28 protein-coding genes and 1 tRNA gene are annotated in these 24491 nt (G+C 64.5%); 15 read left to right on the plus strand and 14 right to left on the minus strand.

Features of this window, described 5'->3' with window-relative positions:
• Both HCR76_RS00260 and HCR76_RS00265 read right to left on the minus strand, forming a co-directional pair.
• On the minus strand, positions 1 to 510 hold the full coding sequence (locus HCR76_RS00260; protein ID WP_166986062.1) for an FHA domain-containing protein FhaB/FipA: 510 nt from the start codon (positions 508 to 510) through the stop codon (positions 1 to 3).
• Positions 507 to 1244, minus strand: coding sequence for an FHA domain-containing protein (locus HCR76_RS00265; RefSeq protein WP_166986059.1), 738 nt, complete (start codon positions 1242 to 1244; stop codon positions 507 to 509). The genes HCR76_RS00260 and HCR76_RS00265 overlap by 4 nt, the downstream gene beginning before the upstream one ends.
• Positions 1245 to 1420: 176 nt before the next feature.
• Between HCR76_RS00265 and HCR76_RS00270 the strand changes: the two genes are divergently transcribed.
• Both HCR76_RS00270 and HCR76_RS00275 read left to right on the plus strand, forming a co-directional pair.
• Positions 1421 to 1504 (plus strand) — tRNA-Leu (locus HCR76_RS00270).
• Between the two features lie 339 nt (positions 1505 to 1843).
• A complete protein-coding gene (locus HCR76_RS00275) occupies positions 1844 to 2230 on the plus strand; it encodes a hypothetical protein (protein WP_166986056.1) in 387 nt (128 codons plus the stop codon).
• 71 nt (positions 2231 to 2301) lie between these two features.
• Here HCR76_RS00275 and msrA read toward each other — a convergent pair whose 3' ends face one another.
• Positions 2302 to 2856 carry a peptide-methionine (S)-S-oxide reductase MsrA gene (gene msrA / locus HCR76_RS00280; protein WP_166986053.1) on the minus strand — a complete coding sequence of 185 codons (555 nt, stop codon included), beginning with the start codon at positions 2854 to 2856 and terminating at the stop codon, positions 2302 to 2304.
• Positions 2857 to 3104: 248 nt separating this feature from the next.
• Between msrA and HCR76_RS00285 the strand changes: the two genes are divergently transcribed.
• A complete protein-coding gene (locus tag HCR76_RS00285; protein WP_166986050.1) occupies positions 3105 to 4250 on the plus strand; it encodes an NAD(P)-binding domain-containing protein in 1146 nt (381 codons plus the stop codon).
• Between the two features lie 48 nt (positions 4251 to 4298).
• Here HCR76_RS00285 and HCR76_RS00290 read toward each other — a convergent pair whose 3' ends face one another.
• The gene (locus tag HCR76_RS00290; protein ID WP_166986047.1) at positions 4299 to 5072 is read right to left on the minus strand and encodes an amidohydrolase family protein; all 774 of its coding nucleotides are present in this window, start codon (positions 5070 to 5072) and stop codon (positions 4299 to 4301) included.
• A 90-nt stretch (positions 5073 to 5162) separates the two neighbouring features.
• The gene (locus tag HCR76_RS00295) at positions 5163 to 5834 is read right to left on the minus strand and encodes an MBL fold metallo-hydrolase (RefSeq protein ID WP_434063589.1); all 672 of its coding nucleotides are present in this window, start codon (positions 5832 to 5834) and stop codon (positions 5163 to 5165) included.
• Between the two features lie 147 nt (positions 5835 to 5981).
• Here HCR76_RS00295 and HCR76_RS00300 point away from each other — a divergent pair, with 147 nt between their 5' ends.
• Genes HCR76_RS00300 through HCR76_RS00310 form a run of 3 tightly spaced genes read left to right on the plus strand, consistent with a single transcriptional unit; the run spans position 5982 to position 8509 of the window.
• Positions 5982 to 7202, plus strand: a complete 1221-nt coding sequence (locus tag HCR76_RS00300; protein WP_166986044.1) for a glycosyltransferase — start codon at positions 5982 to 5984, stop codon at positions 7200 to 7202.
• Positions 7199 to 7906, plus strand: coding sequence for an MgtC/SapB family protein (locus HCR76_RS00305; RefSeq protein ID WP_166986041.1), 708 nt, complete (start codon positions 7199 to 7201; stop codon positions 7904 to 7906). The genes HCR76_RS00300 and HCR76_RS00305 overlap by 4 nt, the downstream gene beginning before the upstream one ends.
• A 33-nt stretch (positions 7907 to 7939) precedes the next feature.
• On the plus strand, positions 7940 to 8509 hold the full coding sequence (locus HCR76_RS00310; protein WP_166986038.1) for an LOG family protein: 570 nt from the start codon (positions 7940 to 7942) through the stop codon (positions 8507 to 8509).
• On the opposite strand, the gene HCR76_RS00315 is transcribed toward HCR76_RS00310, so the two are convergent.
• The 5 genes from HCR76_RS00315 to HCR76_RS00335 all read right to left on the minus strand — a co-directional run bounded on the left by HCR76_RS00315 (position 8510) and on the right by HCR76_RS00335 (position 11542).
• Positions 8510 to 8905, minus strand: a complete 396-nt coding sequence (locus tag HCR76_RS00315) for a type II toxin-antitoxin system VapC family toxin (protein WP_166986035.1) — start codon at positions 8903 to 8905, stop codon at positions 8510 to 8512.
• Complete coding sequence (locus HCR76_RS00320) at positions 8902 to 9165, minus strand: hypothetical protein (RefSeq protein WP_166986032.1); 264 nt, start codon at positions 9163 to 9165, stop codon at positions 8902 to 8904. The genes HCR76_RS00315 and HCR76_RS00320 overlap by 4 nt, the downstream gene beginning before the upstream one ends.
• 227 nt (positions 9166 to 9392) lie before the next feature.
• Positions 9393 to 10643: an ATP-binding protein gene (locus tag HCR76_RS00325; RefSeq protein WP_166986029.1), complete on the minus strand. Its 1251-nt coding sequence runs from the start codon at positions 10641 to 10643 to the stop codon at positions 9393 to 9395.
• Between the two features lie 141 nt (positions 10644 to 10784).
• Complete coding sequence (locus tag HCR76_RS00330) at positions 10785 to 11324, minus strand: DUF488 domain-containing protein (protein ID WP_166986026.1); 540 nt, start codon at positions 11322 to 11324, stop codon at positions 10785 to 10787.
• Positions 11325 to 11329: 5 nt separating this feature from the next.
• Complete coding sequence (locus HCR76_RS00335) at positions 11330 to 11542, minus strand: hypervirulence associated TUDOR domain-containing protein (RefSeq protein ID WP_166986024.1); 213 nt, start codon at positions 11540 to 11542, stop codon at positions 11330 to 11332.
• A 187-nt stretch (positions 11543 to 11729) separates the two neighbouring features.
• On the opposite strand from HCR76_RS00335, the gene HCR76_RS00340 reads away from it, so the two are divergent.
• Both HCR76_RS00340 and HCR76_RS00345 read left to right on the plus strand, forming a co-directional pair.
• Positions 11730 to 12269: a TspO/MBR family protein gene (locus HCR76_RS00340; RefSeq protein ID WP_166986021.1), complete on the plus strand. Its 540-nt coding sequence runs from the start codon at positions 11730 to 11732 to the stop codon at positions 12267 to 12269.
• A 112-nt stretch (positions 12270 to 12381) separates the two neighbouring features.
• Positions 12382 to 13482 carry a pyridoxal-phosphate-dependent aminotransferase family protein gene (locus tag HCR76_RS00345; protein ID WP_166986018.1) on the plus strand — a complete coding sequence of 367 codons (1101 nt, stop codon included), beginning with the start codon at positions 12382 to 12384 and terminating at the stop codon, positions 13480 to 13482.
• Here the strand turns inward: HCR76_RS00345 and aztA are convergent.
• Complete coding sequence (aztA, locus tag HCR76_RS00350; RefSeq protein WP_166986015.1) at positions 13439 to 14104, minus strand: zinc ABC transporter ATP-binding protein AztA; 666 nt, start codon at positions 14102 to 14104, stop codon at positions 13439 to 13441. The genes HCR76_RS00345 and aztA overlap by 44 nt on opposite strands.
• 53 nt (positions 14105 to 14157) lie before the next feature.
• Here aztA and aztB point away from each other — a divergent pair, with 53 nt between their 5' ends.
• Genes aztB through aztD form a run of 4 tightly spaced genes read left to right on the plus strand, consistent with a single transcriptional unit; the run spans position 14158 to position 18458 of the window.
• Positions 14158 to 15108 carry a zinc ABC transporter permease AztB gene (gene aztB, locus HCR76_RS00355; RefSeq protein WP_166986012.1) on the plus strand — a complete coding sequence of 317 codons (951 nt, stop codon included), beginning with the start codon at positions 14158 to 14160 and terminating at the stop codon, positions 15106 to 15108.
• Positions 15108 to 16328 carry an ABC transporter gene (locus HCR76_RS00360; protein ID WP_166986009.1) on the plus strand — a complete coding sequence of 407 codons (1221 nt, stop codon included), beginning with the start codon at positions 15108 to 15110 and terminating at the stop codon, positions 16326 to 16328. Before aztB ends, HCR76_RS00360 begins: the two co-directional genes overlap by 1 nt.
• Complete coding sequence (gene aztC, locus HCR76_RS00365) at positions 16325 to 17245, plus strand: zinc ABC transporter substrate-binding protein AztC (protein ID WP_166986005.1); 921 nt, start codon at positions 16325 to 16327, stop codon at positions 17243 to 17245. The genes HCR76_RS00360 and aztC overlap by 4 nt, the downstream gene beginning before the upstream one ends.
• 43 nt (positions 17246 to 17288) lie before the next feature.
• Positions 17289 to 18458: a zinc metallochaperone AztD gene (aztD, locus tag HCR76_RS00370; protein ID WP_235934435.1), complete on the plus strand. Its 1170-nt coding sequence runs from the start codon at positions 17289 to 17291 to the stop codon at positions 18456 to 18458.
• Between the two features lie 56 nt (positions 18459 to 18514).
• Here the strand turns inward: aztD and HCR76_RS00375 are convergent, their stop codons facing one another.
• Positions 18515 to 19102: a TetR/AcrR family transcriptional regulator gene (locus HCR76_RS00375; protein ID WP_166985999.1), complete on the minus strand. Its 588-nt coding sequence runs from the start codon at positions 19100 to 19102 to the stop codon at positions 18515 to 18517.
• A 76-nt stretch (positions 19103 to 19178) separates the two neighbouring features.
• Here HCR76_RS00375 and HCR76_RS00380 point away from each other — a divergent pair, with 76 nt between their 5' ends.
• Positions 19179 to 20333 carry a hypothetical protein gene (locus tag HCR76_RS00380; RefSeq protein ID WP_166985996.1) on the plus strand — a complete coding sequence of 385 codons (1155 nt, stop codon included), beginning with the start codon at positions 19179 to 19181 and terminating at the stop codon, positions 20331 to 20333.
• A 31-nt stretch (positions 20334 to 20364) separates the two neighbouring features.
• On the opposite strand, the gene HCR76_RS00385 is transcribed toward HCR76_RS00380, so the two are convergent.
• On the minus strand, positions 20365 to 21027 hold the full coding sequence (locus tag HCR76_RS00385) for a response regulator transcription factor (protein WP_166985993.1): 663 nt from the start codon (positions 21025 to 21027) through the stop codon (positions 20365 to 20367).
• Positions 21008 to 22285 (minus strand): sensor histidine kinase, encoded by a 1278-nt coding sequence (locus HCR76_RS00390; RefSeq protein WP_166985990.1) that lies wholly within the window; start codon positions 22283 to 22285, stop codon positions 21008 to 21010. The genes HCR76_RS00385 and HCR76_RS00390 overlap by 20 nt, the downstream gene beginning before the upstream one ends.
• Positions 22286 to 22409: 124 nt before the next feature.
• Here HCR76_RS00390 and HCR76_RS00395 point away from each other — a divergent pair, with 124 nt between their 5' ends.
• Positions 22410 to 23147 carry an ABC transporter ATP-binding protein gene (locus tag HCR76_RS00395; protein ID WP_244971438.1) on the plus strand — a complete coding sequence of 246 codons (738 nt, stop codon included), beginning with the start codon at positions 22410 to 22412 and terminating at the stop codon, positions 23145 to 23147.
• On the plus strand, positions 23144 to 24484 hold the full coding sequence (locus tag HCR76_RS00400) for an FtsX-like permease family protein (protein ID WP_166985987.1): 1341 nt from the start codon (positions 23144 to 23146) through the stop codon (positions 24482 to 24484). Before HCR76_RS00395 ends, HCR76_RS00400 begins: the two co-directional genes overlap by 4 nt.
• Positions 24485 to 24491 lie beyond the last annotated feature (7 nt).

A 24491-nucleotide genomic window follows, 5' to 3' on the forward strand; every position in this document is an offset into this window, starting at 1 on the left:
TCAGCCTCGCAGCTCAAACGTCGTCTGGCCGACCTTGATGGGGGCGCCGAGCTTGATCTGGGTCGGTGCGCCAACGCGCTTGCCGGCGAGAAACGTGCCGTTCGTCGAGTCGAGGTCCTGCAGCATCCAATCGTCGTTCCACAGCAGCAGTCGGGCGTGGTGTGTCGAGGTGTAGTCGTCGCGCAGCACAAGCGTCGAGTCGGCGGCGCGACCGATGGTGAGGGGGCCTTTGCCCAGGGGAATCTCGCTGCCCTGCTTGGTTCCCGAGGTGATCACAATGCGTGTGGCATTGTGCACTGTTGCGTTGCCGCTTCGCGCTGAACTGGGTGCGGCCATCGGCTTCGCCTGCGGGGGAGCGGATGCCGCTTTGACGGCCGGCTGCTTGACTGCATCGACCTTGCGGCCCTGCCCGAACAGGTCAGAGCGCAGAGCGTAGACCACCCCGAGCACGAAAAACCAAAGGAGAATGAGGAAGCCGAAGCGCAATACGAGAAGGGTGAGCTCACTCACGAGTTAGGCCCCCAGAATCCGCCCATGTCAGTGCGTCGTGTGGGAACATCCGCCCCAGACGCGGGCTGCCGAGACTGCGCGAGCACGCGGAAGGTGATGCGGGTGCGACCGATCTGAATTACCGAATCGGGCGCCAACGCTGCCTGGGAGATCTTTGCGCCGTTGAGGGTTGAGCCGTTCGTCGAGCCGAGGTCGCGCACCTGTGCGCGCTCGCCGTCCCAGAGAATCTCAACGTGCTTGCGGCTTGTGCCTGTGTCGTTGACCGTAATGTCGGCGTCGCTGCCGCGGCCGATGACAGTGCGCGACTGCCTGATGGGGTGACGTTTGCCGTCGATGTCGACGACGGGCTGCCAGGTGACATCGCCCTTGACGTTTTCCGAGTCCACTTGCAGCATCCCATCGCTGAGATTTGGGTCGGCGGTGAGAGTGATGTCGATTCCTCCGGCGAACTGGTAGCCCTGCTGCTTTGCGTGCTTCTGTACGACGCTCGTGAGTTCGTCGATGAGGGTGGGGCCAATGCGGTCCATACGCTCATGATCGTCGACGGACAGAGATACGGAAAATCGGTTGGGAACGAGAATGCGGTCGCGTGTGACGACGGCTGCTTTGGTATCGAGTTCGCGTTTGAGCGCACTGGAGATCTCCACGGGCTGCACGCCCGCGCGGAAGGTCTTGGCGAACGCGCCGTTGACGGCACGCTCCAGTCCCTTCTCAAAGTTATCGAGAATCCCCACGGCTCTCCCGTTTTCGTTCAGTGGCTACGCACATGCTAGTAGGAAGCGCTGGGAGAGGCATCTTGTGAAGCGCTCTCTGAGGCAATGTGATGCCGTCTCCCGGAAGCTTCCCGGAATAGGAAGCACGCGTCTTTTCATGCTAATCTCGCTGAGTTGACACAGTGCTGTCAGCACTCGCGCGAGTGGCGGAATTGGTAGACGCGCTGGCTTCAGGTGCCAGTGTTCGCAAGAACGTGGGGGTTCAAGTCCCCCCTCGCGCACAGTAGGGTGGATCCAATTTTGCGGATCAGTAATCGTTTATTCATTCGGGCCGTTTATTCCCGACCAAAAACAACCATCGCGCTTAAACGGTACTTAGCGCGTCGATCGCTTGCGGTAGTGGCCGGTGACCCATCGACCACTTCGCCACGTGCACGGCTACCAGAGGCCGCGTGAAACTGGCTTGCCCATCGCGGTCTGCCCGTTAAAACGCGGTATGGCTCTGGCGATCAGATTTTCACCTCGTGTCCGGCTATCCTGACGTGAAGTTCGTGAGAGGTCGACACCAGCGGGCAATCCGCCTCCCGGCGACATAGTGTCACGACGTGAAAGAGGTGGCAATGATACGGATCAATGGTGAAAAGTTTGGACGATGGAGCCTTCGTCTTGACGCCGCTTACTGCGCCGTGCTGGGTTGCGCTGTTGCGCTGTTCGCGGAGCAGATCGCTGAGGGGGTTGCGCTCTCGCCCTTCTTGATCGCGGTTGCCGGCATCGTCGTCGTGGTATGGGCAGGGTGGATCGTGCTGATGCTCGCTCGCTTGCCGCTGCAGCTTGTACTCCGGATTGTGATGGTTGCCAATGTGCTCGCGGCTCTCGCCGTGGGGTCTGCCTCATTGGCCGCAGCGACGGTTCTGATCGTTGCCGCCGTCGTCGCTGTAGCGATCGACATCGCACTCTTCGCCACGAGCCAGCTGATTGCGTTGCGCACACTTCCCGAACTCACCTGACCGCCGATTGTTCGGCACCGACGCCCTTAATCGAGAACCTTCGAATCGAGCGCAGCGACCGCGCTCAGCGGTCAGGCAGATGCCGCGTCTCGCTTCGGTAGCACCCATCCTGCGCGCGGGAAGTGACAGGTGTACCCGTTGGGGTACATCTCCAGGTAGTCCTGGTGCTCAGGCTCGGCCTCCCAGAACGCTCCGAGAGGCTCGATCGTCGTCACAGCCTTTCCGGGCCACAGCCCCGACGCGTCGACATCCGCGATCGTCTCACGGGCGACCGCCTCTTGCTCGGGCGTGACGGGGAAGATCGCCGATCGATAGCTTGTGCCCCTGTCGTTGCCCTGCTGATTGAGGGTTGACGGGTCGTGGATCTGGAAGAAAAAGGCGAGAACGTCGCGATACGTCGTCTGCGCGGGATCAAAGACGACCTCCAGCGCTTCGGCGTGCCCGGGGTGGTGGCGATACGTCGCGTGGTCGTTCTCCCCGCCTGTGTACCCGACGCGCGTTGCCAGCACTCCGGGCTGCCTGCGGACGAGATCTTCCATGCCCCAGAAGCATCCGCCCGCCAGAATGGCGGTCTCGGCACCTTCGCTACGGGTGATCTCTCCGGAATCCTGCACTCCGCTCGTCATGATGCATTCTCCTTCTCGTGACGCTGTCGGGCAGCTCAAATGAGGCTCGTCATTACCGTAACCCCGAGGTGTGCGCTCGTGGGCGCCGAAGACGAGCACGTTCACCGGCTTCACTCGGTATAACAACGCAGACGGTTGTTTTGATTCCGCACGCGCGAACGTTGCTCGTCAGCATCCTCGGGTCACTCACAGTTTGCGGTGTGCGATCGTGCGGGAAGATCGCGGCGCACCGAGGCGTTGCATCGAGCATGGCCACCACTCAGAGCACCGCGACAGTCGTCGTAATCGGTGCCGGGCAGGCGGGGCTTTCGGCCGCCTTCCACCTGCAGCGTCTCGGGTACGAGAGTGCGCTCGATGATGATGCCGGAGATCGGTCGTTTGTCGTGCTCGACGCCAACCCGGTGCCGGGCGGGGCATGGCAGCATCGTTGGGAGTCGCTCACGATGAATACGGTGAACGGCATCTTCGACCTGCCAGGCATGGAGAAGCCGCCCATCGACGACTCGGAACCGAGCAGGACGGCTGTGCCACACTATTTCGCCGACTACGAGAGCGCGTTCGACCTTCCGATCATGAGACCCGTGCGCGTGATATCTGTCGAACGGGCGGATGCTGCGCCCGACGGCGATCTCGTCGTCGAGACAAGCGCCGAGACCTGGCGCACGCGGGCGATCATCAATGCCACCGGCACCTGGGACAACCCGCGCCTTCCCACCTTCCCGGGGGCCGAGACCTTCCGGGGCCGCCAGCTGCACACGCGCGACTACGTCTCGCTCGACGAATTCGCGGGCCAGCGCGTGGCCATCGTCGGCGGCGGCATCTCGGCGATTCAGCACCTTGAAGAGGTTTCACGCGTTGCGACGACGCTTTGGTACACCCGACGCGAACCAGTCTGGCTCGACGGTTCGTTTAGACCGGAGACCGAAGGGCGTGCCACGATCACCGCTGTGAAAGCCGACGTCGAGGCAGGGCGCCCCTCAGGCAGCATCGTCTCGTACACGGGACTTCCCTGGACGTCGTACGCGCTCGAGGCGAAGGCGCGCGGTGTGCTCGATCGTCGGCCGATGTTCACAGCGCTCGAACCGCACGGCGTTCGCGAGGCGGATGGCTCTCTCACGACGGTCGACACCATTCTCCGGGCGACGGGCTTCGCGGCATCCCTCGCGCATCTGGAACCGCTGCGGCTTCGACACGAACTCGGCGGCATCGTGACACGCAGCACGCGCGTCGTGGTCGAACCACGTGTGCACCTCGTCGGTTTCGGCCCATCGCAGTCGACACTTGGAGCCAACCGCGACGGCAGGCACGCGGCGACAGAGATCGATCGGATGCTGGGACGCGACGAGGTTTCTCACCGCGCGCGCGACACGGCCGCATCCGGAGCCGTTGCCTGAGGCGAGGCAACCGTCGTCCACGAGTACGCGGGCAATTGCAGGACGCTCCTACGACACGTCGGCGACGCGATACAGTCGGCGCGCGTTCTCGACGAGCACGGCATCGGCACGGGCGTCGCCCACCGCTTCGCGCACCCGGTCGAGATCGGTGTCGGCGAACGGTACCGTCGCGCGGGTTGACGGCAGATCGCTGCCGAAGATGAGCGCATTCGGGTTCGCCCGATCGATCGTCGCCATGAGAGCATCCGGATCACTCACCGACATGCGCCCGAAACCGGTCGCCTTCACGACAAGGCCGGCCTCGACGAGCGAGAGCAGCGTGCCTGTGGCGTCGTCGCTCATGCCAAGGTGGTCGACGGAGGCTTGCGGGAGGCGCCGGAGCGTGCTTTTGAGGTCGGGCAGGTCGGCAGCATCCACATAGAGTTCGCTGTGCCAACCGGCGACATCGTGCACCCGGTTTGCGAACTGCTCCATGTCTGACAGTTCGATCGTCGCGCCGCGGTAGAGGTTGAAACGCACGGCGCGGACGCCGGCGGCATCCAGTCGCGTGATCTCGTCGTCCGTGACGTCGGCGGTCAGCTGCGTGACGCCCACGAAGCCGGGGCCCAGGCGTTCGAGCGCGGCGACGAGGTAGCTCTGGTCGGTGCCCTGGAATGAACCACTCACCACAGTGCCACCCGTGATGCCGAGATGACGCGTTCGCTGGAGGTAGTCGTCTGCCGTGAACGCGTCGGGCAGATACCCGTTGTTCGGAATGAGCGGAAATGCGGGGTCAACGATGTGGAAGTGAGCGTCGAAGACTGCGTTGTCGGTCGGTTGCATGGCACCACTTTACGAGCACGGGCGACCTGACATTGGTGAAACGGAGAGAATTGTGCGGCAAAGCGCCGAGTTGCCAAAGGGTTGGGGCGGTCACCAACCGCGGTCACGCCAGTCGGGGAGCGCGGGCCGCTCGGAACCGAGCGTCGTCGGCTCGCCATGGCCAGGGAACACTCGCGTGATGTCGGAGAAACGATCGAAGATCCGTGTCGTGACATCGGTGAACAGCTGCTCGAACCGCACAGGATCGTCGCCCGTGTTTCCGACGCCGCCGGGAAAAAGGCTGTCCCCGGTGAACAGCAGTGTGGGCTCCCCGGGTAGCGCAAGTGCGACCGATCCCGGTGTGTGACCCCGCAGCGCAATGACCTCGAGCGCGACACCGTCGACGCGCACCCGGTCGCCGTGGTCAAGCAGCACCTCGGCGTCAATGCCACGCTCGGCGGCGAGCTGCGCAGCATCCGCCCGCCCGATCGCCACCTGTGCCCCCGTTTGGCGCGCCACCTCGGCCGTCGCGCGTGTGTGATCCCAGTGGGCGTGTGTTGTCACGATCGTGGCGAGGCGCGCCTCGCGGTCGGCATCCTTCTCGCCGTGTCTCAGGAGCGACGAGATGGATGCCGCATCCGCCGCCGCATCGATGAGCAGTTGTTCGCCCGACTGCCGTGCCGTGACGAGATACACGGCGTTGTTCATCGTCGAGACGAAGCAGCGGCGCACGGTGAAGTCCGGCCGGTCGGCGAGTAGTTCAGTGGCCACGGTGACTCCAATCGAAAGAGACAGTGTGTCTCCACTCTGCCAGGCATGGCAATCGCTCGTGCCGCCACTGTTCTGATGTCGAGGGTTCCCGGCGCGCAACGTGTCGAGAAATCGAGCGCGTAGCTTCAGTTTGTCACCGGCGCTTCGTAGGATCACAGGATGAACGCGCTTTTGGTGACGACGGGCAGCCGCGGCGACGTCGAGCCGTTCGTGGCTCTGGCGCGCGGCCTTGTCGACGCCGGCCACTGCCCAACGCTTGCCGCTCCGGCACGGTTTCGCGCGCTCGCCGAGGGGCACGGCATCACATACATCGCGCTGGATGACAGCCTGTTTGAGCTGCAAGATGCGCTGGCTAACGCAGGCACGTTCGCTGCCCTGACGGGGGCCGTGCGGGCCAAGTCGGCGCTCAAGCTCTTTCTCAACGACGTCGCGGATCTCATCACTGTTGCCACAGACATCGTCGTTTACCACCCGAAGACACTGGCGGCTCCGCTCGTAGCCGAGCACCGCGGGGTACCGTCGATGGCCGTCCAGCTGATTCCTCTTTATCAGCCCACGACGGCATTCCCCTCGCCTCTGCTCAGCGTCCCCGTTCCGCGGGCGATGAATCGCGTGAGCTGGCGGCTCAGCTCCGCAATCGAGGCACCGTGGCGGGGGATGCTTCGCACGCTGCACCGCGACCGACTGGGGCTGTCGACGCCAGTCGTCGGAATCGCGGATCGCGTAGCGGCCGATGGGGCCCTCAACGCCTGGAGTCCTCACCTGCTGCCGGCACCCGCCGACTGGCCCGCGAGCGCCGCGCCGCTCGGGTTCTGGCGTCTGCCCGCCTCCTCGGAATCGCCCACGCCGAAGCTCGTCGAGTTTCTCAACGACGGTGAGCCGCCCGTGTATGTCGGATTCGGCAGCATGGTCTCGAAGCATCCGGATGCTGTGGGAGCTGCCATTCGCGATGCATTGCGTCGCATCGGCCGCCGCGGTGTCGTCGTGACGGGCGCTGGGGCCGTGGAGCTTGAGGGCGACGACAGCATCCTGGTTCTCGACCACGTCTCGCACGACTGGCTGTTGCCCCGAACGGCCGTCGCCGTTCATCATGGCGGCGTGGGCACGGTCGGAGCGGCATTGTCAGCCGGTGTTCCGCAGGTGATCAGACCGTTTCTGGGCGATCAGCAGTTCTGGGCGAAACGCGTCGTCGAGATCGGCGCGGGCGTCAGGCTGCGGCAGCTCACGGCGGAGTCGCTTGTGGAAGCGATCGTTGCGGCGGAATCGTGTGCGCCTCGTGCGCGAGCGCACGCCGACAGCATCCGGGGCAATACTGATGGTGTTGCACAGGCCGTTGGCCGCATCGAGCAGCGCCTCGCCGAGTGGAAGGAACAGCGATGATCGAGATCACCTGGCTTCCCGACACGATCCTCACCGAACTGATCTTGCTGTGCATCGCGTTCGGGCTCTCGGCGATTGTCGGGTTTGAACGCCAGCGGCAGTTGAAATCGGCTGGCATGCGCACGCACGCTGTCGTGGGTCTTGGCGCCGCCCTGTTCACGCTGGTTTCGGCGTATGGCTTCCAGAACGTGCTTGGCGCCGACATCGTTCTCGACCCGTCGCGCATCGCTGCGCAGATCGTCTCGGGGATCGGTTTTCTCGGCGCCGGCGTCATCTTCGTGCGCCAGAACATTGTCAACGGGCTCACCACTGCCGCATCCATCTGGGTGACCGCCGCGATCGGCATGGCGTGCGGCGCAGGAATGCCGGTCATCGCCGCCGCCGCGACAGCGCTGTACCTGATCGCCGTCATGGCGCTGAGCGTCGTCGCGTCACGCATCCCATCAGTCGAACGCGGTGCACGGCTCACGGTGACGTATCGCAACAACAAGGGTGCGCTTCGCCGCATTCTCGCGTGCGCTACGGAACTCGGCTACGAAACGTCGCTCTCCAACACCCGCAAGACCGAGGAGGGCAACACCGACATGATCGAGGCGAGCATGCGGTTCACGCGCGCCAAGACCGGACCGACAGATGACCTCGTTGAGGCGCTGTCCGATGTGAAAGACGTGCTCTCGATCTCGTCGCCCGACGACAATGATTGACGAGGGCTTTCACGCCACAGAAAGGAACTCAGGATGCTGCGACGAGTGACCGTCTTCACCGGATCCGCTGTCGGAAACGACCCCCTGTACGCCACCGCGGTGACATCGTTCGGGCACGCGCTCGCCGAGGCGGGCATCGGTGCCGTGTATGGCGGCGGGCACGTCGGGCTGATGGGCGCCGTCGCTGACGCGCTTCTCTCACGTGGCGGCGAGGTACGCGGAGTGATGCCGCAGGCGCTCGTCGATCGCGAGATCGCGCATAAGAGTCTCACTCACCTCGAGGTTGTGTCCGATATGCATCAGCGCAAGCAGCGCATGGCTGAGCTTGGCGACGGGTTCGTTGCGCTGCCGGGTGGTGCAGGCACGCTGGAGGAGCTCTTCGAAGCGTGGACGTGGCAGCAGTTGGGCATCCACGCCAAGCCGGTCGCGCTGCTCGACGTCGACGGATTCTGGCAGCCGCTCGTGAGCATGATCGCGTCAATGACAGAGAAGGGGTTCATCGCTCCGGCGTTCAGCGACGCCCTGATCGTCGAGGAGAATCCGAGTACGCTGCTTCGAGCGATGGCGGAGTGGACACCGCCCCCGCCCAAATGGGAGCGGTGACTAGTGCCGACCGTCAGTCGCTACGCGCACTCCAAGTGCCGCGGCGGTGGTGGCGAGCTTTTGATCGAACGTCGCGAGACTCGAACTGGTTTCGATGGCGGCATCGAGAACACAACAGTCGGGCAGTTTCAGTGATGATTCTGCGCGAAGGGTAGCGAGCCGGGCTGCGCTGCCCTCGCCAGGCGACCACTCTGAGATGCCGAGTCCGTCAATAGCCCGGAGCGCGACAGTCTCGCGGCGGGCGCGTACGGGACCAACGAGAATCTCAGCGAGCGTCAACGAGTGCGCGATGTAGCCTTCGCTGAACGTGGAGTGAAAGAAGGAAACGGCTCGATTGTGGTGGTCGTCGTCATTCGAGAGAAGTGCGATGACAATGCTCGCGTCGAGAACGATCACTCGGGCCAGTCCTGTCGAAGACTCTCGAGGTAATCGGGCTCGTACGCGGCGGTGAGAAGACCAGATGCGAAGTCGATTGCTTCTTGACGGCGCTCACGTTGAGATTCGTTCTCGTCAGCGATGGCTGCGGCGCCGGTAGTGAAGAGGCGCGCCACAAGCTCACTGCGCGTTGCCTCGGGCCAGCGCTCCCCGGCAACAGTAAGGGCCCACTTGACATCGTCGGTCTGGGTCACTTGGAATCGAGGCAATGCGGTGGGCACGATTCTCAGTGTACCACCTGACAATGTGGTGGTACACCGCAATTGAGGTGGCTGAGCTATCGCCGCTTTCGTGCGATCAGTGTGATCCATCGTTCTGCGGATCGCGGCATCTCGGAGCGTTTGAGGTGCAGCAGCTCGGCATTGGCGAGTGCGTCACGACCCGGACCGCTTCCTAGCTCAAGTACTTCGGCACCCGCAGGCACCAGCTCAAGGCGCCGATCGTAAGTTTAGACACCGAGGGTCGTGAGAGGCACCACGAAGACGCCGTCGATTCGTCGATGGGCGACTCCGGAGGGCACGACGATGACGACCGCCGCCGGCTGCCGTGCAATCTTCGACGTCACGCGCAGAAGGTTCGATGCAGCCGAATCGACGGCCTTGATTCCAAGCTTTACCTCGATGGCGACCCACGAGCCGTCGTCGTCCTCGATGACGATATCGATCTCGTCGCGGCCCTTAGAGTCTCGATAATGGAAGACTCCGCGGGCACCAAGGGCTTGTGCATACACGCGAAGATCGTGGACGACCTGAGATTCGAAGAGAAACCCCAGCGTCTCCGGTTCGAGAAGCAGTCGCTTCGTCCCAGCGCCGAGGAGCGCTGCGGCGAGGGACGGATCGGCGAGATGTCGCTTCGGCATCTGCAGGAGTGCGCTGCGCGAGCGGAGACGTGGGGCCCATGCCGGTTGATCTTCGACGAGAAACATCCTCTCGGCGAGGTCATGGAGTATCGGTACAGTACCAAGGCTTGCCGAGAGGCTGCTCTCTTCCTGCATTCGTCGTGTGATCGTGGTGTAGCCAGCTGGCTGTGCTGATAGCCCCGCGATTGCACGCATATAGGCCATGAACCGTCGGGGGTCTCGCCGCGTGCCTGCAACCTGGGGGAAGTCGTGCTGAGCAATGTCGGCGGCGTACGATGAACCGCGCGCGAGGGCATCAGTCTCGCTGCTGTCATGCCAACCCGGCCAACCGCCGGTCACAATGCGCGTCACGACGGTTTCAAAGTCAGACGGGGACTCAGCGTTCGGGATGGTGTCGCCGGCGAGCAGCGCACCGAGTGACACCGCGCCCGAAGACTCACCCGTTTCTGTCAAGGCCAGCGTTCGCATGGTGAGTTGCCGAAACCGACCGGCCCCGGAATGTCGAGTGGCATCGTCGTCTGGCGTCGCTGATCCCGAGAGGATGAACTGTGCGACGCGACGTCGGTCGTCGACCTCGTGGCGAACAGCATTCCAGAGTTCAGGGACCAGCTGCCACTCGTCCAGAAGTCGTGGTGTGGGTCCGTCCAAGGCTGAGGCAGGCTGTTCTCTCGCTAAGACGGCGCGGGCATCGGACGCATCAAGTCGCAACTCTGACGCGGCCACACGCCGGGCCGATTCAGTCTTTCCCACGGCTCGAGCGCCGTGAATGACGAGCGCTCCGCTCGAGTTCAGTCCTGCTGCGATTTCGGCGTCGACAATGCGGTCGATGTAACCAGTCATGGGTGCAGTTTAGCAAACTGGTGGATTACTCCAACTTAATGCAACGGATTACTCCGGTGTTTAGTGGTGGATTACTCCACCAGGTGGTACCCGATTATTCCACGACGCGCGCTGGTCTGGGGTTTTGCGTCAGCACCCGCGCTAGTGTCCCGTTGGCGGATACGTGACTGAGCGGTCAGCGTGAGTGACCGCGCCGGACATCAGGCTCGCAGCATCCGCTTTCGTCACACTCATGATGTGGTGAACGTCATCCCCATGAGAGATCAGGTGATCGGCGATGATGCGCCGGTGGCACCGCCACCACACGGCCTCCGAGCACATCACGGCCGTGCGGTGATGACTGCTCAGCTCACGTAACCGGGCGAGGCCGTGGCCGAATTCGGCGCCGAGCGCATAGTCGGCGTAGTTGTGGAAGCTGCGATTGTTCCAGAATGCGTTCACCTCAAACGGAACGTCCTTCGAAACGGGGCGCCTGCCCGTCAGCTCCTCAACGCGCAGGTACCCGATGCCGGCGGTACGCAGTGATTCAGCCAGGGAATCATCATTGAATTGTGGATGCGCACGCGAGCCCGGGAGTCTGCGCACGTCGACGATCTGACCGACGTCGTGCGCACGCAGCATCCCGATGAAATCGTCGATCGAACGATCGGAGTGCCCGATCGTGAAAACCGGAACAGACACGGATGCTACTTCGCGATGCGCTTCAGAGCCGAGCCCTTGTGCGCCGCGATGTGGTCTGTTTTGTCGCTCTTGATCTCATACTGCGGGTCATCGTCCGACGCGTGCCGTGTGTGCCCCTTGTACGCGAAGTCAGTCGTGTGCACCTTCGTGATCGTGCCCGAGACGCTCCCGGCTTCGGAATTCCAGCTCACGTGGTCGCCGACGCTGAACTTTGGCATCGCTACCGCCTTTCTCATGACCCCCCGCCATCGTACGGCCACAACGAAATCGCACACGACACCGACATTCGCGACGAAAGCGAGGCCGGGCACCCACAGCATCCGGTGCTTCGTAACATGCAAGCTGTGCCGACGCGGATGGCTCCGCGTAGCATGGCCGCACGCAACCTTTCTGGAATGAGGACGCATGTTCGCGAAGAAGCTTCTCGGTACGAGTGCACTCGTGACGGCCACCGCGCTCGTCGGTGCCGCGGCGACGCAAGACGTTAACGGTCGCTGGTACAAGAAACTGTATAAGCCCGATTTTCAGCCACCGGCAAAGACGTTTCCCCTTGTCTGGCCGGTATTGTATGCGAGCATCGCGCTGACCTCGGCGGCAGTACTCGTGCCGCGCGCCCGGGAGCGGGCCGCGCAGAAGCGCCGTGAGAGCCTCGGCGTGAAGTACGCGGGACCGCAGGCAGATGCAGCATCGGATCCAGCACACGGGTATCGGCGCGCACTGCTGCTGAATCTCGCGCTCAACGCGAGCTGGTCGTGGACCTTCTTTCGTCAGCACGATCTTGATCTGGCTCTCGGCACCGCGACGGGTCTCGCGGTCAGCAGCACCGATCTTGCCCGGAGGGCGGGCCGGGTGCATCGGGGACTCGGCTGGGCGCTCGCGCCATACGCTGCGTGGTGCTGGTTTGCGACCGCGCTCACCTCGCGCATCCGCACGCTGAACAACTGAGCAGCCTGATACAGGGTGCGTCCTGGCTCAGATCCGTGTGGGCTACTGATTCAATGGAGGGCGTGACCCACGCGCCGCTGCGTCACGCCCAAGAGCCACGAGGGAGCAGCCCATGCAGACACCCATTACCACGCGCAGCCTGTTCGGCCCGGGGCCGACGAACCCCTACGCCGAGGCGACAATGGCGCTCGGGTACCCGCTGCTCGGGCACCTCGACCCGCTCTTCATCGAGCGGATCGACCGCACGTGCGACGGTCTGCGCGAGGTATGGGGAACGCAGAATGCGCGCACGCTGCCGCTCAGTGCGACAGGATCGGCCGGCATGGAGGCCGCATTCGTCAACATGGTCGAGCCGGGCGACGTCGTCGTCATCGCCGTGAACGGCCTCTTCGGTGAGCGCATGTGCGACGTCGCAGGGCGGTGCGGGGCAGCGGTCGTTCGTGTCGACCACGAATACGGGCAGCCGATCGACCCGCAGCGCGTCGCCGACGCGCATCCGAACCCCAAAATCATCGCCGCCGTGCACGCCGAGACCTCAACGGGCGTGCTTTCTGACATCGCGGCGCTCGGCGCGTTGAAGGGCGACGCCCTGCTGCTCGTCGATGCAGTCACCTCCATCGGCGGCGTCGAGCTGCGCGCGGACGACTGGGGAATCGACATCGGCTACGCCGGAACGCAGAAGTGCCTCGGCGTCGCGCCGGGACTCGCACCGTTCACGGTGTCAGACCGTGCCTTCGACCGCCGGGTCGAGAATCCGCGCTCCTGGTATCTCGACCTCGGAATGCTGGGCGGCTATGTCGGCGCTGCATCGGGCGCCAAGCGCACCTACCACCACACGGCGCCCGTCGCCATGATCGCGAGCCTCGAGGCGGCGCTCGACCGCATCCTCGGTGAGGGTCTTGAGAACGTGTGGGCGCGCCACGCGGCGGCTGGCACAGCGCTGCGCGACGGGTTGCAGGAGCGGGGCTTCGAGCTGTTCGCAGCCGAGGGCCACCGGCTGCCGTCGTTGACGACGGTGAAGGTTCCCGGTGACGTCGACTCGGCAGCTGTGCGCAGCTTTCTGCTCGAGAAGTACAGCATGGAGATCGGCGCAGGAGTCGGCGTCTACGCGGATTCGGTGTGGCGCATTGGCCTCATGGGGCCGAATGCGACGGACGGCATCGCCGAATTCATTCTGTCGGCCCTTCAGGATGCTGTGACGGCGACGCGCTGACGACGCGACCGTGCTCGAGACGGACGATCCGGTCGGCCGCCCCGATCGCGTCGTCGTCATGGGTGACGCAGACGACCGCGGCACCCCGCGATGCCTCTTCCGCGAGGATGGCTTGGGTACGCGCACGGCTGTGGGCGTCGAGGCCGGCGGCCGGCTCGTCGAGCAGAAGTAATGCCGGGCGCCTGACGATGCCCTGAGCGACGAGCGCTCGCTGACGCTGACCGCCCGACAACGAGGTCAGCGGCCGGGACGCGAGTGCGGTGAGGCCGACGCGCTCGATCGCCTCGGCGACAGCTGCCCGGGTGGCAGCTCCGCGAAGGCGGTGCCCGCGCGCCCACGTGCCCATGGTGACGACGTCGCGCACGGTTACGGGCAGGGCTTCTGGAGCCTGCGGACGTTGCACGACAAGGGCGATGTTGCCGGAACGCTCGATGCTGCCCCGTCGCGGGGCCAGCACGCCGGCGAGAAGCTCGACGAGCGTTGATTTGCCCGAGCCGTTGGCCCCTGTCAGGGCCGTGACCTCGCCGCGCGCGAGCTCGACGGAGACGTCGTGCAGAACATCGCTCTGCTGGTAGGCGAAGCAGACAGACTCGGCACGGACAGCGTGGTGTGAGGGAAGCATCGATCCACTATAGCAATTGATAATCGTTCTCATTCTCGACTAGTGTCTGTTCTGTGTCCTGGCTCATTGATCCCCTCACCGCCGATTTCGTCGTGCGCGCCGCCGTCGGAGGCCTGCTCGTCGCGGCAATCTGCGGCGTTGTCGGAACCTGGGTCGTTATTCGGGGGATGGCGTTTCTTGGCGAGGCCATCGGGCACGGGATGCTGCCGGGCGTCGCTCTCGCAAGTCTGCTGGGCTTCCCTCTCGTCGCCGGCGCCGCGGTGAGCGCGATCGCGATGAGCACGGCCATCGGACTACTTCAGCGACGTGGCCGCTTGTCGTACGACACGAGCATCGGCCTGCTGTTCGTCGGGATGCTCTCGCTCGGCGTGATCATCGTCTCTCATTCGCGCACTTTCGCAACTGACGCGACGGCGATGCTGTTCGGTGACATTCTCGCCATCGGTGCCGGTGACATCGCGATCCTCGCTGTCGCCCTCGCCGCGACACTCGTCGTCGCTGGCGTGCTCCATCGGGCATTCGTCGTCGCCGCGTTCGACGGGCGGATTGCGACGACCCTCGGCCTCGCCCCTCAGGTCGCTCACGGTGCGCTCGTGGGCCTCGTGACGCTTGCCGTTGTAGCGTCGTACCAGGCAGTGGGATCGCTGCTCGTCGTCGGACTTCTGATCGCTCCCGCCGTCGCCGCCCGGGTCTGGGCCGATCGCATCCCCGCGATCATGGCGCTCGCCGCCGCAGTGGGTGCTGTCGCCGTGCTGACCGGCCTACTCCTGTCGTGGCACTTCGGCACCGCGGCCGGGGCATCCATCGCTCTGTCCGCCATCGTGCTCGCCGCGGCATCCTCGCTGGCCCGCACTGCCGCCGAGCGGCTGCGCCGAGAGGCGACTCCCCACGACAGCATCCGGCCCCAGACGCCGCCAGAGTCCACGTCACCTGCGGCCCCCTTCGCACAGACAACATCTCGTGCACCCGCATCGCCCGTTTCATCGATCCTCGAAAGGTCCTGATGTCGCTTCGCCGTCCACTCCTTCTCGCTTCGACCGTCGTGCTGCTTCTCGCCACGTCGGCATGCTCTGCCGCAACATCCGACGCGAAGGCCCCACCGGGGAAATCAGATGACGGCCACGGCGCTGTCGCCGGAGCCGTCGAAGCCGCCGAGCCCCCACTGCAGCTCGTGTCGATCGATGAGTCGGGAGCCGCTGGCGTGCTCGACCTCCTTGACGGGGAGACGACGATGCTCGGAGAGATCGGAGCACCGCACGAGACGGCGACAGACGGCCGGTACGTATTTGCCACGACAGATGCGGGCATTGAGGTAATCGACAGCGGCGTCTGGACGTGGGATCACGTCGACCACTTTCACTACTACCGGGGCACCCCGACGATAGTCGGCACGGTTAAGGGCAAAGGGCCCGTGACGGTTGCAACGGGGATGCTGTCAACGGCTGGTGGCACGGTTTTGCGGTTCGACGGGTCGAGCGAGGTGGTTCTGATCGACAATGACGCTCTTTCGAAGGGTGAAATCGAGGAGACGTTCCGTCTCGATACAGGGTCGACGAGCGGTATCGCCGCACCCGTGGGCTCCGGTGCGATCGTGTCAGACGGCGACACGCTTCGCTTCTACGAGGCTGACGGAACGGCGACCGACGTCGGTGCCCCGTGCATCGACCCTGTGGGCACGATCACGACGCGGGTGGGCCTTGCCATCGGGTGCGCCGATGGTGCCGTGATCGCCACAGCAGATGACGGCCAGCCGGAATTCGAACGGGCACCGTACCCCGAGGGCGTTGAAGCCGAGCGGGCCACGGCATTTGACGGCCGCAAGGGAAGACCGACGGTGGCTGCAATCGCCGGGAATACCGGGTTCTGGCTTCTCGACACTCGCGAAGCTTCGTGGAAGCTGGTCGAGACGGATGCTGCGCTCGTGCGCGTGACGGCAGTCGACGACGAGGAGGGCCACGTCATCGCCTTAGACGAGGGCGGTCGCGTGCTCGTTTACCAGGCCGAATCCGGTGAGCAGATCTCGGCAACCGAGCCGCTGCTCTCCGAGGCATTCGAGCGTGAGCAGTTCGCGACCGTGACGCTCGTCGTCGATGGGCAACGGGCGTACCTGAACGCTCCCGTCGACGGGGTAGTCCACGAGATTGCCTACGCCGACGGAGCTCGCATCGCTCGCACTCTCGAGACCCCGACACATCCCGTGCACATGGCAGAGGTGGGCCGATGAGGGCAGCCACAGGCCTCGGTGCCGCCGCTCTTCTGCTCACGACGCTGGGACTCACCTCGTGCGCTGAGACTGACGTGGCCGCGAGCGATGTGCAGATCGTCGTCACCACCAACATCCTGGGCGACGTCGTCGAAAATATCGCGGGCGATGAGGCACAGGTCACGACGCTCATGAAGCCGAACGCGGACCCGCACTCGTTCGAGATCTCCGCTCAAGAAGCGGCGCAGCTGAGGGACGCCGACCTCGTTGTGTCGAACGGCCTTGGGCTCGAGGAAGGGCTGCAGCGGCACCTCGACGCCGCGGTGTCATCTGGCACAGAGCTCGATGCCGCGGGCGACATGATCGACGTGCTTCCATATGATTCGGGTGACGCCGCCGGCGCACCGGATCCTCACTTCTGGACCGACCCCGCGCGCATGATCGACGTCGTCGACGCACTGACGGAGAAAATTGGTGCGGTGAGCGGCGTCGACGCTGCCGCGATCGCAGCGAATGCCAACGCATACCGGGAGCAGCTTGTCGAGCTCGACGCCGACATGGCCGCTGCGTTTGACTCCATCGAAAAGCATGACCGCGCGCTGGTGACTAACCACCACGTTTTCGGGTATCTCGCCGACCGCTTCGACTTCCGCATCGTCGGCGCGGTCATTCCCGGGGGCACGACGCTTGCCGCACCAAGTGCGTCCGACCTGCAGGAGCTCGCCGACGCGATAGCGGATGCCGGCGTACAGACGATCTTCGCCGAGTCCTCGCAACCCGACCGCCTCGTTCAGGCGCTCGCAAGCGAGGTCGGAGTTGATGTCGACGTGGTTGAGCTCTACACGGAATCCCTCACCGAGCCGGGCGAGGGAGCCGACACCTATCTCACGATGATGCGCGCGAACACCGAGCGCATCGCAGAGGGCCTCGCAGAGTGAGGCCACCATGGAAGGGAAACAGATGAAAAGACACAGGCGATTGATGACAGGAGCAGCCGCGCTCGCCGGATTCTCACTGCTGCTGACGGGTTGCGCGAACGGCAGCGAGGGCGCAGCGAATGCTGAGGGCGGCACCGAGGCCGAGGAGGGCAGGATCGCCGTCTCGTATGACGGCGGAATCGCCGTGCTTGACGGCGAGACGCTGGAGGTCATCGAGCAATTCGACACTGAGCAGTTCACGCGACTGAACGCCTTCGGCGATGGGCAGCACGTGGTCGTGACGACCTCGAAGGGCTTCCAAGTTCTCGACACCGCGGCCCCGGAACTCACTGACGTGGTGATCGAGGCGACTGCGGGCGGCCATGTCGTGCGTCACGACGGAAAGACAGTGCTGTTCGACGACGGCACAGGTACGACGACGATGCTCGACACCAAAGCGCTGCTCGAGAGCGACGGCGAATTGCCCGAGGTTGAAACGCACACAGCGGATTCACCGCACCATGGCGTGTCAATCGTGCTGGAGGATGGCACGCTTGTGACGACGGTGGGTACTGAGGAATCTCGCACGGGAGCTGTGGCACTTCACCCGCACGATGACCACTGGCACGAAGCCGCGTCGAGCGACGAATGCCCCGGAATCCACGGTGAGGGCACTGCGGCCGAAGAGGCAGTGATCTTTGGCTGCGAAAACGGTGCGCTCCTGTTCAAAGACGGCGAATTCACGAAGTTCACCGCGCCGGACGAATACGGCCGCATGGGAAATGCCTTTGTCTCCGAGACGAGCCCCATCGTCGTCGGCGACTACACGAGCGACCCTGACGCCGAGGGGTACCTGCTGAACGCCGTGACGCTCATCGACACGGCGGCCGGCACCTACGACGTCGTCGACCTCCCCGACGAGGTTCAGTACACGTTCCGCGATGTCGTGCGCGGGCCAGACGACAACGCATACATCCTGTCGTCCGACGGTTCGATCCACGTTCTCGATCCCGCATCTGGCGAGATCATCGATGCATTTCCCGTCGTCGAAACATGGGAGGGCCCCAGCGATTGGCAGGACGCACACCCCGCGATCGTGACCGACGGCGAAGTCGCCTATGTGACTGAGCCTGGGTCGAATGCGATTCATGTCGTCGACCTGGCGACCGGGGACGTGCAGACGTCGGCAGAGTTCGACTTCACGCCGAACGAGATTGCCGTCGCCGCAGTGTGACGCACGGCGCGGATGCTGTGACCGACGAGTGAGCGATGGTCACAGCATCCGCCCTATCAGGCGGAGCCGCGAAGCAGCTCCGGAAGTGCGCGGAGGAAGTCGTCGTCGTCGAAATTGTCGGTCAGGGTCGTCTGCATGACGTAACCGGGCACGAGCGCGAGCAAGGTCGGTGTCACGTGCTGTGCCCAAGCGGCAGGGTCGTCGATGGTCTGCTGGGTGTGCGCCCAGATCTCCAACTGCTGGCAGATGGTCGTGCGCACCCTCCCGATGACGTCGTTGAGCACGACGCGGAGCTCAGAGTCGACGGAGGCCTCAGACCACACCTGCAGCAGCGCGGAAATCGGGGCGTGTGCGCGAAGCCCGCGGATCAGCGTGATTGCAATCTCTGCCGGCTCCAGCACGTGATCTTCGCCCGCTGAATCAAGCTCGTGCTCCCGGCCCTCGAGTACTGAACCGGCGACGGAACGGATCAGCTCCTTCTTGCTGGCGAAGTAACTGTAGATCGCGCCGGCCGAGAGCTGGGACTCGGCGATGATGTCGGCCATCGACGTCCCCCGGTAGCCGTTTCTCGCGAAACAGCGCAGTGCCGCGGCCATAATCTCGGCGCGGCGAGCCTGGCGGCGCGCTTCGCTGATCTTCGGCATCGGTCCTCCTCGTCTTGACAACACTACCGACTCCACAAATAATAAAGAACGAACATTCGTTTTCTTTGGAGTCCCCATGAGCATACCCGCCGATCCGCCTGCCCCCACCACGTGGCCGAGGCTCGTCATCATTTCGTGTGCCCTCTCAGTAGTCGTGGGAGTAGTTCTTCTCGCCTTCTCTTGGCCAGCGATCACTGCCGCGCCGCGCGATCTTCCCGTCGGAATCGTGGGCTCGGAGAAGCAGGTCGACCAGCTTGCTGATGCGATTGAAGATGGCTCAGACGGCGCGATCGAGCTCACTCGCTTTGACGACAGGGATGCCGCCGTCGCGGCGATCACGCAGCGGAGTGTCTCTGGTGCAGTCGTTCTGGGGCAGACGCCCATGGATGCGCCCGAGGTGCTGTCGGCAACGGCAGCCAGCACCCAGGTCTCACAGATGATGGATGGGCTGAGCAGCACACTGCAAGCTCAGATCGATGCCCAGGTCAGGGCCACCGTTGAGCAGCAGGTTCAAGCGGCGATGTCGGGGCAAAAGGCTCCGCCAGCCTCGGGCGAGACGCCACAGAAGTTTGAGTTCCCCGTCGTCACGGTCGAGACGACTGACGTCGTTCCGCTCAGCGAAGACGACCCTCGCGGAGCGGGACTGAGCGCATCGATGTTCCCGCTCGTCATCGGCGGAATTCTCGGCGGAGTTGTGATCACCCTCGTGCTCAAGGGGTCCGGCGTGCGCCGGCTCATAGCGCTTCTGATCTATGCGGGAGCAGCGGGCCTTGTGCTGACCGGTGTTCTGCAGGGGCTGTACGGAGCGTTGCAGGGCGACTATTGGGCGAACGCGGGTGCGATGGCGCTGTCGATCGCTGCCATCTCGGGAACGATCACCGGACTCGCTGGGTTGGTCGGTGCTGCGGGCGCGGGGATCGGCGCGGCATTCACGATGCTCATTGCCAATCCTCTCTCGGGTGCCATGGTGCCAGCGGAGTTCATCGTGCAGCCGTGGGGTGCCGTCGGCCAATGGTTCCCGCCCGGAGCTGCAGGAACGCTGATTCGCGACCTGTCGTACTTTTCCGATGCCAACACAACATTTCCGTGGATGCTGTTGGCGATCTGGGTGTGCGTCGGAGCGGTGTTCACGGTAATCAACCTGCCAGGGCGCCAATCACCGAGGTCCGCGGATCACGCACAGCTCGGTGCGGGTAAGGAGGCTGCTGCGCCAGCACACGCTGCCCTCTGACGTCGAACCCGTTCTGACGCGCGGTGCGCAGCTATTGCCTCGAGTCGTGCAGGTAGGTCAGCACCGCCTTGACGCGGCGGTTCTCTTCGACAGGACCGAGTCCGAGCTTCGCGAAGATATTGCCGACATGCTTGCGCACTGAGGCATCGCTCACCACGAGGCTCGCGGCGATCTCCGAGTTCGACTTGCCGTCAGCCATGAGTTCAAGCACGTCGCGTTCGCGTGGGGTGAGCGTCGCGAGCGGCCCGCGATCGCGCGGCCGCAGCAGATGCTGCACAACGTCAGGGTCGATGACGGTGCCACCCTCCTGAACGGTCACAAGGGACCGCGCGAAATCGTTCACGCGGCTGATGCGGTCTTTGAGCAAGTAACCGATCGCGCCCCCGGGAAGCGTCAGCAGATCGCGCGCATACCGGTCGGCAATGTACTGCGAGAGCACGAGAACGGGCTGCGTCGGAGACTGGCGACGGATGCTGAGGGCCGCGGCCAAGCCATCGTCGCGGTTCTGCGGCGGCATCCTCACGTCGGTGACGATGAGATCCGGTCGGTCACAGCCGGCATCCATTCGCCCATAGACGCGACGAAGCTCATCTGCATCGTGCGCTGTCGCCACCACAGAATGACCGAGTCGCTCGACGAGAGCGGTGAGTGCCTCGCGCAAAAGCGTCGAATCTTCAGCCAGCAGAATCCGCACGCGCGGCCTCCCGTTCAGGCAGCGGCAGGTGCAGGCGCAGAGTTGTGGGGCCGCCGACCGGACTGTCGATCATGAACGTGCCGCCGAGGGTCTCCGCGCGTTCCGCGAGTCCGCGCAACCCGGTGCCCGCGTCTGGGTCTGCGCCGCCATTGCCGTTGTCGAGGATCATCATGTCGAAGCCGTGCTCACCCGATCGCGCCCGAACCGTCAGTCGTGTCGCCGTCGTGTGCTTCGCGGCATTCGTGATCGCCTCGGTCACGACGTAGTAGGCGGCGGTCTCGACGCCGGAGAGCATGCGGTCGTCGACATCGACGTCGAGCCGCAGCTCGACCGGCGCGCGTTCGGCGAGCTCATCAAGCGCCGCAGCGAGCCCGTGGTCGGTGAGCACAGCGGGGTGAATGCCGCGCACGGTGTTGCGCAGCGTCGCCATGGCGTGCTCGGCCTGATCCTGCGCCGTGGCGAGGGCTGCCCTCGCGGCATCCGTTTCTGCCCCCTTCTCGGCGAGCTGGTCAAGGTCGAGGCTTACCATGCCCAGGCGCGTGGCGAGGGTAACGAGTTCTTGCTGCACGCCATCGTGAAGATCGCGCTCGATGCGCCGCCGCTCGGCCTCGAAGCCCGCGACCAGCGCGGCGCGCGACCGCGAGAGCCTCTCGACGTTGCGTTCGAGCTCCTCCTGCCGTGGGCCGCAGAGCAGCCGCAGAAGGTACGCGTGTCCCGAGGTGATCAGGGCATTGATGTAGCAAAACAACGCGAGCAAGACGGCGGCGACGGGTACGGCCGGCCACCAGTTTCCCGGCGTCACGGTGACGTAGACGTTGCCGAACAGATTGAGCTCGCGTGGCCCCTGGATCGCGGCAATGACGATCGCGACAGGAAGGGCAAGTGCCGCGAACTCGACGAAGAGCACGGCGAGCGACAGCATCCCGAGAACGATATCGACCAACAGTGCTGCCGTTTCACGCCACGTTGCCGTTTCGACGAGCCGGATGCTCAGCCAGTGTGGGCGTTGGTCGCGGCCGAGCCGAACGTGTCCCGTCGGCAGTCGGGCGAAGCCGAGAAGCCGCGTGCGCCGCCGCTCGAGTGCGCCGAGCGCGATTCCCCACAGCGGCAGCAGCACGAGGGTGAGAACGGTCACGGCGAGCAGCAGCACACCGAGCAGGGCACTGGTCAGCAGAAACAACAGCGAGCGACATGGCCACCAGCTGCCGAAAAACGACACGGGCGACCGCCGAAGCGCGCCCCACGCCGTGTTCGTCATGGTTCTACAGTACGGATGCCGCGAGGCGCGGTACCGCTGAGACGGCGAAAGGTAGAGCCAGGTCTACCGAAAGAGTAGAGGCGGGCCGATCGCGCGCACTGCGCATGCGCGGTGGACTCAAACGGTGAACATTCCACGTGTCAGCGCACACAATCTACAGAAATCCTTTCCCGGGGGCCGGAAGCAGCCTCCGGTACCCGTTCTTCGCGGCATCTCGATCGAGGTGGGTGACGGGGAGATGGTGAGCATTGTCGGCCCGAGTGGCTCGGGCAAGTCGACGCTGCTGTACTGCCTCTCGGGGCTCGAGCCATACAACTCGGGGTCTGTGCGGGTGGAGGGCCACGAGCTGGGAGAACTGGGTCGCTCCGCGCTGGCGAGCCTGCGGCGCGACCACGTGGGCTTTGTGTTTCAGTCGTACAACCTCATTCCGTCTCTGAGCGCTCGAGAAAATGTGGCGCTGCCCGCGCGACTCGCACGCCGCGGAGCTCGTCGCACAGACGTGACCGCAGCGCTCGCCGCCGTAGGGCTGGGCGATCGCGCACGGCATAAGCCGGGACAGTTGTCGGGAGGCCAGCAGCAACGTGTGGCGATTGCTCGCGCGCTCGCGATGAAGCCGCACATCGTCTTTGCGGACGAGCCGACCGGATCACTTGACACCGCGTCTGGCGATGGCGTGCTGCAGCGGCTTCGGCGGGTCACCCGTGAGGGCCGCTCGGTTGTGATGGTCACGCACGATCTCGAGGCTGCGGCACGCGCAGACAGGGTGCTTGTGCTGCGCGACGGTGTGATTCACTCAGAGCTTCGTGAACCGACGCCGGAGCAGGTGCTTGACGCCGTCAGTCTGGCAGGAGCGGCGGCATGATTCGCCTCGTCGTGAGTGATCTGGGTTGGCACGCACGCGAGTGGGTCGGAATTCTCGTGGTGACGATTGCAGCAGGTTTTGTCGGGGCCATCGCCGCTGGGCTCCTGGAAACCGGGGCATCGAACGGGGGCGATGTGCAGGTGGCCATGATCGGCGGCAGCGGGGTGGTGCTCACCTTCAGCTCAGTGACAGCGCTCATCGTACTCAGCTCAAGCGCCAATCTTACTGTCACGTTGCAGCAGCGCAGCTACGCACTGTGGCAGCTTGCGGGCATTCGACCACGGCAGGTCGGCCGCGTTGTTCTGGGCCAGCTGGTCGTCGTCGGTATTCTCGGCGCGGTGAGCGGCAGCATCCTCGCTCGTGCGCTTTTTCGCTCGGTCTTCGAGTTTGCCTTCGCTGACTGGCAGGGTATGAGCGGGCTGCCTTTGCACCTCGGCGCCGCGAGCGTGGGCTGTGTGGTTGTCGCCGTTGTCGGCACGATTGTGCTCGGCGGGCTCAGAGGGGTGCGCCGTGCGAGCAGGGTGGCTCCGATCGAGGCGCTTCGTGAACCTGAACCGCCGTCGGTGAGGCTCACCTGGTTTCGGATGCTGCTGGCTGCTGCGACCGCGACCGGCATTGTGTGGATGGCACTGGCGATGAACAGCGGCGACTTCGATCTCATTATGAACTCATCGATTTTTGTCACCCCCATGATCGCGGCGCTGATTGCCGCGCTCGGCCCCGTGCTCTTTTCACTTGTGCTGCGCGCATGGACAGCGTGCGTTCCGAGCAGGGCATCAGCGGCGTGGTATCTCGCACGGCACTCGGCCGCGCACCGTCTGAGCCGCAGCACCGCCGCGATCAGTCCCCTGATGGTTGCCGTCGCACTCACCGGTGGTCTCTACACCACAGTCGCGGTGCTGAAGCAATCGTTCATCGAGAGAACCGGTGACGCGTCGGGCTTCGGCATTGAGTTCGCGAGCGTTGTGCTGATGCTCGGTGGGCCGCTTCTGCTCTCGGGCATTGCGGCGGCGGCCACAGTCTTCATCTCGAGCCACGCCCGAGAACGAGAGTTTGCCCTTGTGCAGGCCGCAGGGTCGACGCGACGCACAATCGTCTGGATGTCCGTTTTCGAAGCGGTGATCTATGCGATCACGGCGACGATTCTGGGGCTCGTCGCCATTGTCTCCGGCGGCATCATCACGGTGTTGGCACTTGAGCTGAACACGCTGCCGATCTCATTCGCGAGTGTGAGCCTTGTGGCAGCAGGAGGCCTCGCCCTGTTGCTTGTTGCGACGCTGGTGCCAACGCTCGCCGCGTTGCGCACCGAGATTCCACGAACGCTCGCTGTCGAGTGACGCGGCT

Origin of the sequence: Paramicrobacterium chengjingii (assembly GCF_011751765.2) — a bacterium.
Classification (GTDB): Bacteria; Actinomycetota; Actinomycetes; order Actinomycetales; family Microbacteriaceae; genus Paramicrobacterium; species Paramicrobacterium chengjingii.

What these genes read in the sequence shown, in the direction of transcription:
- HCR76_RS00325 (WP_166986029.1), bottom strand. Translation starts at nt 10,643, where the DNA reads ATGACTGGTTACATCGACCGCATTGTCGACGCCGAAATCGCAGCAGGA.
- HCR76_RS00335 (WP_166986024.1), bottom strand. Translation starts at nt 11,542, where the DNA reads ATGCCAAAGTTCAGCGTCGGCGACCACGTGAGCTGGAATTCCGAAGCC.
- HCR76_RS00380 (WP_166985996.1), top strand. Translation starts at nt 19,179, where the DNA reads ATGAGCATACCCGCCGATCCGCCTGCCCCCACCACGTGGCCGAGGCTC.
- aztD (WP_235934435.1), top strand. Translation starts at nt 17,289, where the DNA reads ATGACAGGAGCAGCCGCGCTCGCCGGATTCTCACTGCTGCTGACGGGT.
- HCR76_RS00345 (WP_166986018.1), top strand. Translation starts at nt 12,382, where the DNA reads ATGCAGACACCCATTACCACGCGCAGCCTGTTCGGCCCGGGGCCGACG.
- HCR76_RS00310 (WP_166986038.1), top strand. Translation starts at nt 7,940, where the DNA reads ATGCTGCGACGAGTGACCGTCTTCACCGGATCCGCTGTCGGAAACGAC.
- aztA (WP_166986015.1), bottom strand. Translation starts at nt 14,104, where the DNA reads ATGCTTCCCTCACACCACGCTGTCCGTGCCGAGTCTGTCTGCTTCGCC.
- msrA (WP_166986053.1), bottom strand. Translation starts at nt 2,856, where the DNA reads ATGACGAGCGGAGTGCAGGATTCCGGAGAGATCACCCGTAGCGAAGGT.
- aztC (WP_166986005.1), top strand. Translation starts at nt 16,325, where the DNA reads ATGAGGGCAGCCACAGGCCTCGGTGCCGCCGCTCTTCTGCTCACGACG.
- HCR76_RS00375 (WP_166985999.1), bottom strand. Translation starts at nt 19,102, where the DNA reads ATGCCGAAGATCAGCGAAGCGCGCCGCCAGGCTCGCCGCGCCGAGATT.
- HCR76_RS00285 (WP_166986050.1), top strand. Translation starts at nt 3,105, where the DNA reads ATGGCCACCACTCAGAGCACCGCGACAGTCGTCGTAATCGGTGCCGGG.
- HCR76_RS00305 (WP_166986041.1), top strand. Translation starts at nt 7,199, where the DNA reads ATGATCGAGATCACCTGGCTTCCCGACACGATCCTCACCGAACTGATC.
- HCR76_RS00290 (WP_166986047.1), bottom strand. Translation starts at nt 5,072, where the DNA reads ATGCAACCGACCGACAACGCAGTCTTCGACGCTCACTTCCACATCGTT.
- HCR76_RS00275 (WP_166986056.1), top strand. Translation starts at nt 1,844, where the DNA reads ATGATACGGATCAATGGTGAAAAGTTTGGACGATGGAGCCTTCGTCTT.
- HCR76_RS00360 (WP_166986009.1), top strand. Translation starts at nt 15,108, where the DNA reads ATGTCGCTTCGCCGTCCACTCCTTCTCGCTTCGACCGTCGTGCTGCTT.
- HCR76_RS00300 (WP_166986044.1), top strand. Translation starts at nt 5,982, where the DNA reads ATGAACGCGCTTTTGGTGACGACGGGCAGCCGCGGCGACGTCGAGCCG.
- HCR76_RS00390 (WP_166985990.1), bottom strand. Translation starts at nt 22,285, where the DNA reads ATGACGAACACGGCGTGGGGCGCGCTTCGGCGGTCGCCCGTGTCGTTT.
- HCR76_RS00400 (WP_166985987.1), top strand. Translation starts at nt 23,144, where the DNA reads ATGATTCGCCTCGTCGTGAGTGATCTGGGTTGGCACGCACGCGAGTGG.
- HCR76_RS00340 (WP_166986021.1), top strand. Translation starts at nt 11,730, where the DNA reads ATGTTCGCGAAGAAGCTTCTCGGTACGAGTGCACTCGTGACGGCCACC.